This is a genomic window from Sphingobacterium sp. BIGb0165 (assembly GCF_024810095.1).
GTDB lineage: Bacteria > Bacteroidota > Bacteroidia > Sphingobacteriales > Sphingobacteriaceae > Sphingobacterium > Sphingobacterium detergens.
On record NZ_JANUEB010000011.1, the window covers coordinates 275,278 to 288,450 of the forward strand.

Annotated in this window: 10 protein-coding genes; 8 read left to right on the top strand and 2 right to left on the bottom strand. The window is 38.5% G+C overall.

What is annotated here, in order from left to right; genetic code table 11:
* Window positions 1-379: 379 nt before the first annotated feature.
* The 6 genes from M2408_RS24230 (at window position 380) to M2408_RS24255 (ending at window position 7,918) form a co-directional block, all read left to right on the top strand.
* Window positions 380-826, top strand: a complete 447-nt coding sequence (locus tag M2408_RS24230; RefSeq protein ID WP_259187160.1) for a nuclear transport factor 2 family protein — start codon at window positions 380-382, stop codon at window positions 824-826.
* Window positions 827-1,155: 329 nt separating this feature from the next.
* The gene (locus tag M2408_RS24235) at window positions 1,156-1,719 is read left to right on the top strand and encodes a suppressor of fused domain protein (RefSeq protein WP_259187161.1); all 564 of its coding nucleotides are present in this window, start codon (window positions 1,156-1,158) and stop codon (window positions 1,717-1,719) included.
* Between the two features lie 120 nt (window positions 1,720-1,839).
* Window positions 1,840-2,220, top strand: a complete 381-nt coding sequence (locus M2408_RS24240) for a hypothetical protein (protein ID WP_259187162.1) — start codon at window positions 1,840-1,842, stop codon at window positions 2,218-2,220.
* A gap of 438 nt (window positions 2,221-2,658) precedes the next feature.
* A complete protein-coding gene (locus M2408_RS24245; protein ID WP_259187163.1) occupies window positions 2,659-3,105 on the top strand; it encodes a nuclear transport factor 2 family protein in 447 nt (148 codons plus the stop codon).
* Window positions 3,106-3,323: 218 nt separating this feature from the next.
* Complete coding sequence (locus M2408_RS24250; protein ID WP_259187164.1) at window positions 3,324-5,543, top strand: right-handed parallel beta-helix repeat-containing protein; 2,220 nt, start codon at window positions 3,324-3,326, stop codon at window positions 5,541-5,543.
* A gap of 185 nt (window positions 5,544-5,728) precedes the next feature.
* Window positions 5,729-7,918 (top strand): right-handed parallel beta-helix repeat-containing protein, encoded by a 2,190-nt coding sequence (locus M2408_RS24255; protein WP_259187165.1) that lies wholly within the window; start codon window positions 5,729-5,731, stop codon window positions 7,916-7,918.
* Window positions 7,919-8,334: 416 nt separating this feature from the next.
* On the opposite strand, the gene M2408_RS24260 is transcribed toward M2408_RS24255, so the two are convergent.
* On the bottom strand, window positions 8,335-8,877 hold the full coding sequence (locus M2408_RS24260) for a hypothetical protein (RefSeq protein ID WP_259187166.1): 543 nt from the start codon (window positions 8,875-8,877) through the stop codon (window positions 8,335-8,337).
* 264 nt (window positions 8,878-9,141) lie between these two features.
* On the opposite strand from M2408_RS24260, the gene M2408_RS24265 reads away from it, so the two are divergent.
* On the top strand, window positions 9,142-9,588 hold the full coding sequence (locus M2408_RS24265; protein WP_259187167.1) for a nuclear transport factor 2 family protein: 447 nt from the start codon (window positions 9,142-9,144) through the stop codon (window positions 9,586-9,588).
* A 121-nt stretch (window positions 9,589-9,709) separates the two neighbouring features.
* On the opposite strand, the gene M2408_RS24270 is transcribed toward M2408_RS24265, so the two are convergent.
* The gene (locus M2408_RS24270; protein ID WP_259187168.1) at window positions 9,710-10,822 is read right to left on the bottom strand and encodes a hypothetical protein; all 1,113 of its coding nucleotides are present in this window, start codon (window positions 10,820-10,822) and stop codon (window positions 9,710-9,712) included.
* A 667-nt stretch (window positions 10,823-11,489) separates the two neighbouring features.
* Between M2408_RS24270 and M2408_RS24275 the strand changes: the two genes are divergently transcribed.
* Complete coding sequence (locus M2408_RS24275) at window positions 11,490-13,172, top strand: ATP-binding protein (protein WP_259187169.1); 1,683 nt, start codon at window positions 11,490-11,492, stop codon at window positions 13,170-13,172.
* Window position 13,173: the final 1 nt, after the last annotated feature.

The window sequence follows — 13,173 nt, forward strand, 5'->3', positions numbered from 1 at the left end:
CGATTGTAAAAGTCATTAATTAGATGAAATTTTCAAACTGTTATTTTTAAAACAAGAAAAAAAATGATTTAGTGGATTTTTTACTGATAAATATTTGGAAAAAAGCGGAAAATTGACTTACCTCTGATACGATGCTCTTGCTGGATAGCGTGCGTAAATCATACTGAAATCTCCTGCTTCCAGTTTTGCATATCCTATAGTTTTATCATCTGAATAGATGTCAGCAGTTGGATGTCTAGTCTTTTTACCTCCCCATTCTCCCCATTCACCGAGTTTTCCTGTCTGTTAGTCTAAAGGCCATAGGCTAGGGGTATATTGTGTCGTAGTTTTGATTCAACAAATAAGAACAACAGAACTAACAATATAAAATAAAGACATTATGAAAACTCTAGTAAAAACATTCACAGCAGCAGCTTTAATTGCAGTATCTACTTTCGCTATGGCAGCTGAAGGACCAGGTTCTAAATCAGCAAAAGCAAACGTTAACCTTTCCACAGCAGACTTGGCCCTTGACCATTATGTTGCGGTAACGACCGAAGGAGAGTCAGCAGGCGTAGAGCAGATATTTGCTACCGATTTCAGCCAAAAGGTTCAATCAGCAAATGCAAAGACCAACAACCGCGATCAAGTTGTTAAATACTTGAAAAAACAAAAAGGCGAGAAGCTAAACTGTACAGTAAATACCGATATCATCGAAGAATCAGGCGATTATATGGTAGCCAAGGTGACAATGAAATTTGAAAACTTTACCAAGACAGATCTTGTGACTTTGGTACGCGAAGGTAATGAATGGAAAGTGTCCAAATCGATCAATTCATATAAATAAGAGCCATCTCGAATAAATATATAAATGTTGTAGAGCTACGTCGAGAGATGTGGCTTTTTTACTTCAAAAGGGCCTGATTCTCATCAGACCCTTTCTCTTAGCGCTTACTTGTACAGTAATTTTTATGTTTCCTATCGTTTCCTCTTTTTTGTTTCGTCATCCAATGCTTTTAAGGACTATTGGATTTTCACTGTACGACGCCAATTTTTATGTTGATCCTTTCTTTCGAAAGGTAGCTAATAGCCGTTTTGTATAATAAGAACAACAGTCGATTTGAAATAGTTTTATTGGAGTAAATTATTTTTGATAACTTGAATGAGTTATTTACAATGGAGGAGAACTTATACCATCATAAACTATTATCACATTATATCTCCAATTGGGGCGATGAATATCGTTCACTTATCTGGGAAAAAGGTCCTTATAAAGATTTGGGGGATCAATTTCGGGTATTGGAATTTCCGCCAACGCCGGAACGAAATATGTGGACTTATGCCACCTGTGGTATGTCTCATTTTGAGGATCAACTCTGTTTGGAACTACACATCTTTTCGGATGAGCAAGACCAAACTCTAGTTGAGTCATTAATTGTGATAGCTCATTTTCATAGATTCCGCACACGTTTGGGACACTGGCACACCATCAATTGGGGAAGGGGATGGCGACTGAATTCTTCCTGCTCTTTTGCGTTGCTCTCTCAACCTTATTTGGATGGGGGCAAACTGGAAATCCTTGATCTTGAAGATGGCAAGTCTGTTTTTTTCTATTGGCTCGTGCCAATTACCAAAGAAGAACTTGTGTTCAAAAAGGAATATGGAGCAGACAGGCTCGAGGAAATATTTAAAGAAAAAGGATTAAATTATTTAGATCCTTGTAGGAGTTCCCTGGTTTGAATAAAGGAGTTATTTCGGGTGCACCTATTCGTGTGGATCTGTTTGAGGGGGGCGGGAAACTACCAGTTTATTAATGCACAAGGGTATAGTCGTTGGCTCAAGAATACCTTAGATATGCGTATGCAAAAGAAAGAAATTAGATGTTTAATAAAGTATGAAAATGTCGCACAAGGGATCTATAACTATAAAGTTTTCTTACCATTAAAAAATGGTTGGAGCAATAATAGCTTAGTTACTTGTACAAATTGTGGGGAATTGTTTGTAATTGACTGGGAAAATCCAGAAACGGAAAATCTAAGTGTAAAACAAATTGCTGGTTCAACTTTATGTCCAACTTGTAATGTTGTTTTATCTATGTATTTGGCAGATTATCCTGCTACAATAAGAATTTCAGAAAATCAATTTAGTAGTTTCAATGATAAAGCTGTTTTCAATCAAGAGGAAGAATCGGAAATTGTAGAATTTTATGAATTAAGGCCATCACAAAAGAGCTTAAACTGATGAATAAGCCATATCTCGAGCACGGATATAAAAGTGGCAGTATTTTTTTAGATTTGCATATAAAGGATTCAAAAGACCATAAAAAGGTTATAGAAACTAAAATTTCTATTGATTTTATTAATATTCAGTCTGTAGAATTTCGTGAAGTATAAGACTGTGGATGGTAAATAAGCATGCAGCATAATTGTTGACTTGGAGTGCAACATTTTTAGCACTAATAAATACACAGTTCACTCCGAAAGTATGCTATAAGAGTTCCTATTCTAAATTGCGATCCCTAATCACCTAAAGATAATAAATTTTACCTCCCCATTCCCTCCATTCACCGAGTTTTCCTGATCGTTAGTCTAAAGCCCATAGGCCAGGGGCATATTGTGTCGTAGTTTTGAGTCAACAAATAAGAACAGATATAAACTAACAATATAAAATAAAGACATTATGAAAACGCTAGTAAAAACATTCGCAGCAGCAGCCTTAATCGCAGTATCCACTTTCGCTATGGCAGCTGAAGGACCGGTATCAAAATCGGCAAAAGCAAACGTTACCCTTTCCACAGCAGACTTTGCCTTAGACCATTATGTTGCGGTCACTACCGAAGGAGAGTCAGCAGGTGTAGAACAACTGTTTGCCGAGGACTTCAGCCAAAAAGTTCAAGCTTCTAATACACAAACCCATAGCCGTAGCGCGTTGATCAAATCTTTGAAAAAACAAAAAGGAGAGAAGTTAAACTGTACAGTAACTACAGACATCATCGAAGAGTCAGCAGATTATATGATTGCCAAAGTAACTTTGAAATTTGAAAACTTCACCAAGACAGACCTTGTGACTTTGGTACGTGAAGGTAATGTGTGGAAAGTGTCCAAATCGATCAATTCGTATAAATAGTATCTTATCACTGGTGGTTTGCCAGTCATAAAAAGACAAACCACTAGTGAATCATATGTTTATTTAAGGCCACGTCGCGAGATGTGGCTTTTCCGTTTTTGGGACAACAAAGCAGAGACTTTTCGGTTGTTTCGCTCTACCGATAACATACTCCCAATATGCTTTCACCGACCCACCCATGAAAGCTAGGTTTGTGTAAATATTAAAAACACAACATTATGGCAAATCAATTTCTTCTTAAAAAGACAATGGCTGCAATGCGCAATTTGTGCGCATGTGAAATTACGGCATTGCAAGACGGAACTTATCAAGGAGTTCAATTATTAGGGTATTATCAGGTAGGAGATACACCTGAACCTATTGTGTATCATTATTTTGAATCGGATACGACTACAGAGAATGGAGGGAGTATTGTCGCTTTACCTCAGGGACGGTTGATACATCAATTTAAAAATGCATTGCTTGATGTACGCTATTTTGGAGCCAAAGGCGACGGGCTGCAAGATGATACCCAATATATCCAGAACGCCATAGATACCCAAAAGGATATTTATTTTCCCAATACAGGAAATTCTTATATGATCAAAGCGCATAATAGCAGGAGAGGCCCGATTGAAGCGGGATATCTTACGAATGCGCTGTTGGATGAAGGAGGGATTGGTGTTCAATCTAATCAAACCCTGTTGTTTGAGCCTGGGGCATCTTTAAAGGCCATCCCAACAAATCACAATGCTTATCATGTTATTAAGATTGTAAACAAGACCAATGTGACTGTTCTGAACGCAACTATTTACGGTGAAAGGAACGAACATTTTTACAGGGTTGAGGGAAAAACAGATACTGATCCCTTGATTCAGAAAAATACGGCTTATGCAGTTGATACTTATCTGGTGGACAAATCTAATCGTTTTCTAAGAATAACGCAGGGTGGAACATCGCCAAATACTGATATTGTATATCCCGTCGGAACAACCGTAGGCAGCACGATTGTCTGGGGTGATATTAAATTTGTGATTGTAGGTGTGTATGGTGAAAATGGTTATGGCGTAGCCATTTTAGGAAGCTCTAATGTATTGCTCAAAGACTGTCGGGCGCAGGATTTCTGGGGAGACGGATTTAATATACAAGTTTATCAGGGAAATAATTATGATGTTAGTCTAGAAGGGTGCCATGCCTATAATAATAGGAGACAAGGACTCTCTATTGAAGGTCTTGTTCGTGGGCGTGTTTCTAATAGTATTTTTGAAAAAACAAACGGAACTGCACCACAGTCCGGTATCGATATAGAACCCTGGAGCGCATCTAATCATTGTCGAGATATTCTCGTTGAAAATTGTCTATTCAAAGATTGTAGTGGAGCTGGTTTTATTGTAGATGGGTTTGGTCCAGGAGGAGTAAAAGATATTACTTTTCGCAATTGCGTCAGTGAGGCAAATTATGTAGGATTTAATATTGAGCGGCAAGCCGAGAACGTCACCATCGATAATATTGTTTTTAGAAATATCACCATGTGGGAAGGCAATATTCGAGGAGCGGTCAATCTTCAACTGCGGAACAGTAACCTGGAAGACTTCTATATGCGTACATCAGAAGATATTTATACCGATGATCTTTACACAACTAGGAGGATCACAGTAAACCACTGTCACCTCAAAAACTCTACTGTTGAGGTTGGAGTGAATACAGATAACTTTATTTTTACTAACAATACTGTGTTGGCATCTGCCACCGATCGCGACGCGACTTTGATCTTGAGAGGTGGAAGTTCTGTTATTTCGAAAAATACAGTGGTAGAGCTCACTAAGCCTTTCGTTTTGACTACCAATCAGAATCCGCCCAAAAGTACGAGTATCCTAAACAATGATTTTATTAATCTTGCAAGCACCTGTTTAGATATACAGTCTTATAACTTCGTTAGCGGAAACAAGTTTTTATATAACACAGCTCCAGTCAATGGTCTTAATCTTATTTCCATTCGATTGGGAGGCAGTCGAAACAATCTTTCTTTTAATGAACTGCAGGTGAATACACGCGAGGGCCTGCCAGATACGCGCAGTATCAATTTGATTGAAATGATTGGCTATAATGATATATATAATAGTTATAATACCATAGCTCACAATCATCTCTCGTCCCCCTATTTGTCTCAAGGGGATGGAAATATACAACTCAGTATTATTCCTTTTCAGACTTATATGGGAGTAAACGGTCTGGGAAGTAGATTGAGAAATATATATAAGGATCATAAGGGACATATTCAGGTTCGGAGTTTGGGTACCATTCCCGCTGGGACACAGGAGGGAGATATTGTATGTGTCAATAGCGAAAACCGTACTTTATATGAGGTAATAACTCCCCCTGTGATCAACTTTACGAATTGGACAGTCACTACTCCAGCAGTTGTGCGAAAGGTGATTTTTAGCGATATGCTGCCTTAGTCCATTGAATTTAAAAAGTGAGATTGTTTATAAAGCCACGTCGTGAGATGTGGCTTTTTCTGTTTTGGGACAACAAAGCGGAGACTTTTCGGCTGTTTCGCTCTACCGATAACATAGCCTTAGTTTCCCTCATTTAGGCACCCACTGAAGCCTAAGTTTGTGTAAGAATTTAAAACAACAACATTATGGCAAATCAATTTCTTATTAAAAACACCATGGCAGATATGCGTGCTTTATCTGCAGCTGAAATTACAGCATTAACTAATGGTACTTATTCTGGTGTACAGCTTTTAGGCTACTACCAAGCAGGGGATACCCCCACTCCAATTGAATACTATCTTTCCACTACAACAGACGCTGACAATGGTGGGAATGTGATCCTAGTAGGAGGCAAGGTACTTGAGCATAAGTTTGTTGGAAATGTAAACATTCGATACTTCGGCGCAAAAGGCGATTTTATTCAAGATGATACTCAAGTAATACAAAATGCGTTGACCTATTCTAATAGAGATGTGGTCTCATCAGTTTACTTTCCAACGGGACATTATCTTATCACCGATACTTTAATTCCTCCAAGTGATTGTATGTTATATGGTGACGGGAATAGATCACATCTCGAATTTCGGCACGAGGGAGCATTAATATCTAAGACTGTAAAATGGATGTTTAGATTATATAACCACAAGAATATTTCATTCCAAAACTTGCAGTTGGATGGGGGAGCTACGACTAACAGACTCCCTGTATCAATAAATAATCCTATAAGCAAATGGAATGTTGATGGTGCTGAGTTTTTGATCTATTTTAATCCTATCCATGACGGAGCAGTAGATAATATCAGCATTACCAATTGCTGTATCAAACGCTCTTGGAGTTCGGGTATCCAGAGTTATGGAAGATCCGCAGAATGCTATCCACATCCGTTGACAACCAATATCCGTATTACAGACTGTTATTTCACTGAGACCGGTCATCACGGTGTCGGATTTAATGAGGTCGTTAATGCGACTGTATCCAACAATAATTTCGTCAATGTAGGTCGATGCATGCCGGAGCCAACAAATATGTATGGCAGCGGTCTGGCAGTCGATTGTTCTGGCGGATGTCAGGATATCGTTGTATCCAATAATACAGTAGATGGAGCGGCTGGTGGATTTAAATGTGAAAGTCATGTCGTTCCTGTAAGCACTAGTTTTCCTGACGGAATCAACTATTCACGACGTATTATCTTCTCTAACAATACCATTAAAAATCTCTATTTGGATTCCGTCATGGGCACCTCCAACTTTTTTATTATTTTCTATGGAATTAGATTGGCTGGAGATAGTTGTATAGCAACCAACAATACCATTGTAAAACCGCAGGGACATGGTGTTCTGATCTCCAATAATGGTTCCAACTGTACCGTATCTGACAACAAGATTATTGAACCACAACGCAGCGGTATTGAAGTAGGTTCCAGTGAGGGGTTTAATACGATTTCAGACAATCGGATTATCAAACCTGTATTACAGGGAATCACAGTAAATGGCAGCAATACTATTGTCAAAGGCAACATGGTTACTAATGCTGGCAATACGGGTATCAGATTGCTTAAAGGTGATAACTGCCAATTTATTGGCAATACTGTAGTCGATTCGGTTGGGGATGGTATCAGTGTGATACCTACTGGTACCTTTACTTGCGATCATGTTGATGTTGTTGATAATATCTGTTATGATTCTCGTACGGGTAATGATCGGACCCAGATTACAGGAATTAGCGCTAACGCTGGTTCGGTGACCAATGTTAAATCTGTAAACAATAGATGCTTTAATAATATTAATACCCAGGTGTCCGTTGCTAATAGTGCCAGACGGAATCAGGAGATTGGCTCGAATGCCTGGCAGACACAGACAAGCAATGGCCTTGCTAGTGTGGCCGGAGAATGGCAGGTAGGGGATGTGCTAAAAAATGTCAATGCAGTGGTGCAACATACCGATCCCCAGCTAAAGTACACCTACGGCTGGTATAACAATGCACCAGACGGACGCAATTTTATACCTTTTGGTTTTCTGGGCGAGTATACGGGTATCGGTAGTCCTGAAGGTGTTGTTACGGCCAGACAAGGATCAAGATATAATGAAATCAACGAGTCAGGAGTCTCATCCATTTGGATTAAAAGAAATGGTGGTGGAAGCATTGGCTGGATCAATGTTTTTCAAAATGCTGCTGTTGCTAATAAAGGGCTGGTATCTCAATCTTCTGGTGTGGCCAACAGTGCGCTACCCAATGCCACGGATCTAGCTTCGGCAATCGCATTGGTCAATGATCTAAAATTAATCTTAAATAGCAAGTTGCAGGCCGATCGTAATAGTGGGCAACAGGTAAGTTAAATAGTATATAATTTATATTGTAGAGCCACGTCGAGAGATGTGGCTTTTTTACGTCAAAAGGGCCTGATTCTTCATCAGACCCTTTCTCTTAGCGTTTACTTGTACAGTAATTTTTGTGTTTCTTATCGTTTCCTCTTTTTTGTTTCGTCATCCAATGTTTTTAAAGACAATTGGACTTTCACTGTACGACGCCAATTTTTATGTTGAACCTTTCTTTCGAAAGGAAGCTTGTTGCCGTTTTGTATGGTAAGAACAACAGTCGATTTGAAATAGTTTTATTGGAGTAAATTATTTTTGATAAATTGTAGTAACTGAACTGAAATTTTTGATAAATAATTGAATAGTCATTGTAATTAGATGTGAATCTTATTCTGAGTACAGTTTTTTGAACGAGCAAAGGAAACTATTTGCTAAATTTAGTCTGGTTTCCGCCCCCATAAAAAGGGTTGTTTTCTCAATTGCTGTTCATACTGTTCTTTGTTTATAAACGGCCATAGATGGTGATCTCCTGTATTTTTAAATTCATCATGCTGTTCTTTTCGTTCATTTAGTTTCACCACATAATGTTGTCCCAAGGTCAGCGCTGTAAATAACAAGTCTTTAAATGATAGCCGAAATAGTGGATTTGTATGATCAAAGTAAGGCCATTCGTATTCAAAATCTGAGTATAGAAATAAAATGTATCTACTAATATCGTCTAGCGCTTCATCGGAAAGCTTGTAGTTATCGGTCAGTGTATGGTTTTCTAGGTCGCTGTAAAGGCACCAGCATAGTTCAAGCATTGGCCTAATAATAGGATCATCAGATTTTGCCTCTTTTGAACGATAATATTGTTCAGGCAGCCAGCCGAATGAGATGTCCTCAGTAATTGATCCTTCAAATTCGTCATTACTAATAAGTCCGACTACTAAGTGGCGTAAATGGTAAGCAAGCTTTTTTCTGCGTTCTAAGTCAACCATAATAACATGTTTTACGAAATTGAATATAGTTTTTAAAGCTACTTTCTCCTACCAGGGGAGTATTTACGAGTGTAAAAATAATGAAAAATTGCTTTTTGTTCAGCAGTAAAGAATGCTTTCATTTGACTTCCACCTTCCCATTCCCGCCATTTACCGAGTTTTCCTGATCGTTGGTCTAAAGCCCGTAGGTTAGGGGCGTATTGTGTCGTAGTTTTGAGTCAACAAATAAGAACAAAAGAACTAACACAATAAAATAAAGACATTATGAAAACGCTAGTAAAAACATTCGCAGCAGCAACTTTAATCGCAGTATCCACATTTGCTATGGCAGCTGAAGGACCAGGTTCCAAATCAGCAAAAGCAAACGTTAACCTTTCCACAGCAGATTTCGCTTTAGAGCACTATGTTGCGGTAACTACGGAGGGAGAATCAGCAGGCGTAGAGCAGTTATTTGCTGAAGATTTCAACCAAAAGATCCAGTCTTCCAATGCGCAATCTCATGGCCGTGAGGCAGTGGTTAAATCTCTGAAAAAACAAAAGGGGGAGAAATTGAACTGTGCAGTAAGCACCGAAATCCTTGAAGAGTCAGCAGACTATATGGTGGCTAAGGTGACCTTGAAATTTGAGAACTTCACCAAGACTGATCTGGTTACCTTGGAGCGCGAAGGCAACAACTGGAAAGTCTCCAAATCAATCAATTCGTATAAATAGTACCTTATCACTGGTGGTTTGCCAGTCATAAAAAGGCAAACCACTAGTGAATCATATGTTTATTTAAGGCCACGTCGTGAGATGTGGCTTTTTTTATGCTTGAATATTTTAAGTGCGAGTATTACTGTTTTTGCATAATCCCAAATTGCTTATTTTGATTATTCTCCGTCCTTTGGCCGGCATAGGTTTCAAAAATATGTTTTGTGGTTGCTTTCAGTGAGCGCATTGTTTGAATGGGGTGGTAGCCTGGAGCTGTGAAAAATTCGATTTCGTTATCAATCTTTGAGTACCAAATAGTCCCCATATCTTTTATTCCTAGCGTATCGGGTCTGGTGATTTTACGGAAGTGCTCGAGTTTTTCTTGATCCAATCCGATCACTCGATAGCGTTGAGTTTTATCTTGGCAGTCAACCTGGATATATCTTTCTCCGTTCCAGCACATGCAATCCTCTGGAGTTAAATAATGCACTGTAAAAAAGATCGCGATAATCAGCGAAGCAATCCCTGAAAATCTTAGGACATATTTATTATTTCCAATAAAAGACCTTTTTTCTGGTTGAATAGTAAACTTTTCTCCATCATCCAATTCTTCTGAAAAAGTTGTGGGATTATTTTCCGTTAGAAATACTTCTTCTAATTCTACTTTATTTTCCTCTTCACATATAGCTGAGGAATGATTGCTTTCATTTTTCTTAGCTACTGTAGCATTCGCTACCTCTTCTGGATTCGTTAGATCATTTGAAATAGCATCTTTGTTGTCACCCGGACAATTTTCATTATTACAATTATGATCATCTGATTCTTTGTCTCGATGTAAGCTATGTTTGCTGGAAATCGTTGTATCCGGCTGTAATGAATTCCAATAATTAAAGTCATAAGGACGCGGCTGAAAATTGATCAGTATAGCGAGAAATTTTACGACATCTCGTTCGGGGCTGCGTTTTGTGTCACCAATTATAAAATTTCTTAATGCCCTGAATTTATCCGTTTCCGAAACTTTCACTATTTCTTTTAACGACTTACCAAGTAACTTTTGCTGTTTCTTTTCAACTTTTTCTCTGAAAAAATCGGTGAATACGACTTCATCTTCAGGTGATAATCCTTTCTCGAAACATTGTATAGACCAATTCTTAAGATCTCCTGTCGAAGGCCATTCGCGGGAAAAATCAAGCTGTCTATTCTCCTTTAAATCTAGGTAGCCGTCTCTTACAGCCTTTTGAAAATACTCAAACATGATTCCAAAATTAACATCTTTTCATTAATGGAAAATACGGGAAACCGTATTCAAAAACATCTTAAAAATCATCTTGACCATTTGGAAAATATTGGAAAACCGTTGTAGACTTTTGAAACATTATGAAATGTCATGAAGTGCTGGAAATGTTTGATAAAAAGGGTTTTAACGGCTATAACTTTGTTTTCGAAATCAGATGATAGTCGATTAGTTTATGAGGCTAAGATACTAAACTGATTTCACAATGAGAAGATCTCGCGGTAGACATTCGCCGGTTTGGGAAGCAGCTTCTGCCTCCCGCGATTGACACTCTTACTTCCCAAAAAATTCAGAAGGCCTTCTGAAAACATTTGTAGCAATCCCGTGCACGGAGCACGCGGACCTACCAGGTTTTTGAACTTTTTTAATTTTTTGAGCAATGATTAGTTTTTTGTTATATCTATTATTTGGAATCGGTCAACCGTCTAACCCTCAACCAAACCCAGAGCATCCAACTGTGCAAACTTTCGGTGATGGTGGAGAAACCAGCACACCTATTCCTCCTCGTCCAACAAAACCTTAATTGGATATGTATAGTAAAAAGGCAGCGTTAGCTGCCTTTTCTTTTTATCGTCAATTCTTTGATTTACCTTCATATTTTCAGTAATTTCGAAGAAAACAAGCCATCTTGAAACCGTTATACATATTACTATTTGTTATTACTTTTGTTTCTTGTTCTAAAAAAGAAACGAAACAATCCCTATCTTCCGAAAACCCCTACTATGATCAAGCGTATGCTTTTCTTGATAAAGGAAAGAATGATAGTGCCTTTTTTTATTTTAGTAAGGCAAAAGACCTGTTTATAGAAGTAAACGACAGCATAAATATTGCGAATTGTTTTATCGTAATGGCGATAATAGAAAAAGATCAGGGGGATAATTTTGGCGCACAGGAATCTTCATTAAAAGCTATGGATTACCTGGATGAAAAAAATCCCAAACACCATCTTTATATAGGGTCAAATTACAATAGTTTAGCTACGGCAACCTATAACTTAAAAGAATACCAAAAAGCAATCGACTTCTACAAAAAAGCATTGAAGTTTTCAACAGACACTGCGACTGCGGTGGCTATAAAGAATAACTTAGCTTTAAGTTACCAATATCTTAAACGTTACAAAGAGGCATTTGATATATATATAAATTTGTTCCAGCAAACAAAAAATAATCCAAGTGAGCATGCTCGGGTAATATCAAATTTTGCAAAAGCTAAATGGCAACATGATAGCTCATACGTTGCCGTGCCCGATTATCTTAAATCATTGCAAATTCGAAAGCAAAGCGGTGATTTATTGGGACAGAATGCAAGTTTAGCTCATTTGGCGGATTACTATATTAAGGAAAAACCAGATTCTGCTTTATTCTATGCGCTTCAACAATATGAAATTACTAAAAAGTTACATAATGCAAATGATCAAATCAGAGCATTGTACAGATTAATTCTACTTAGTCCCCCCAATAAATCCAAGCAATATTTTCAGCGATACAAATATCTTAATGATAGCGTCCAAGATGCCCGTGCTGCCGCCAAAAATCAATTTGCGCTGATCCGCTATGAGGTAGAAAAAAATAAAGCCGATAATCTCCGTTTAGAAAAAGAAAATGCTGAAAAACAAAGCCGTCTTATCCGACAGCGTGTCATTACAGGGGCAAGCATCTTTTTACTCTTGTTGGCAGTAGGAGGTGGTACCCTCTGGTACAAACGACGCAAGCAACGGCTCGAACTCGAAGCTGAGAACAAGGTCAAAGAGACCCAGCTTCACCTCTCCAAGAAGATCCATGATGTCGTTGCCAATGGTATCTATCGTGTCATGTCCGAGATCGAACATAGCGAAGATGTGGATCGCGATGGTGTACTCGACAAACTTGAAAACATGTACCATCAGTCACGTGATATTTCGCATAATGTCGAACAGCAGACCATCACCGAGATCCCGTACAATGAACAGCTGGCCTCCTTGCTCAAGTCTTTTGCTGCAGACCATCGCCGTGTACTGATCGCTGGTAACGATGCTGAGCAATGGACCGATGTCAGTAAGCGTATTAAAGAAGAGGTAAAGCATGTGCTGCAGGAACTTATGGTCAATATGAAGAAGCATAGCCAGGCCGAGCAAGTTGTGGTACGCTTTGAAAAATTGGATCAGCAACTCACTATATATTATAAAGATAACGGTGTCGGGATGCCCGCCGAAAAATCTCAGGGAAAAGGGCTGGCAAATACGGTTTCCCGTATTGAAAGCCTCGGTGGCAAAATTATCTTTGTCAGTGAACCGGGAAAAGGGCTCAGCATTACGACCAATATCCCTCTATAAT

Excerpts from the sequence above, each read along its gene's own strand:
- M2408_RS24240 (WP_259187162.1), top strand. The coding sequence starts at position 1,840 with ATGCAAAAGAAAGAAATTAGATGTTTAATAAAGTATGAAAATGTCGCA.
- M2408_RS24250 (WP_259187164.1), top strand. The coding sequence starts at position 3,324 with ATGGCAAATCAATTTCTTCTTAAAAAGACAATGGCTGCAATGCGCAAT.
- M2408_RS24230 (WP_259187160.1), top strand. The coding sequence starts at position 380 with ATGAAAACTCTAGTAAAAACATTCACAGCAGCAGCTTTAATTGCAGTA.
- M2408_RS24255 (WP_259187165.1), top strand. The coding sequence starts at position 5,729 with ATGGCAAATCAATTTCTTATTAAAAACACCATGGCAGATATGCGTGCT.
- M2408_RS24245 (WP_259187163.1), top strand. The coding sequence starts at position 2,659 with ATGAAAACGCTAGTAAAAACATTCGCAGCAGCAGCCTTAATCGCAGTA.
- M2408_RS24260 (WP_259187166.1), bottom strand. The coding sequence starts at position 8,877 with ATGGTTGACTTAGAACGCAGAAAAAAGCTTGCTTACCATTTACGCCAC.
- M2408_RS24235 (WP_259187161.1), top strand. The coding sequence starts at position 1,156 with ATGGAGGAGAACTTATACCATCATAAACTATTATCACATTATATCTCC.
- M2408_RS24265 (WP_259187167.1), top strand. The coding sequence starts at position 9,142 with ATGAAAACGCTAGTAAAAACATTCGCAGCAGCAACTTTAATCGCAGTA.
- M2408_RS24270 (WP_259187168.1), bottom strand. The coding sequence starts at position 10,822 with ATGTTTGAGTATTTTCAAAAGGCTGTAAGAGACGGCTACCTAGATTTA.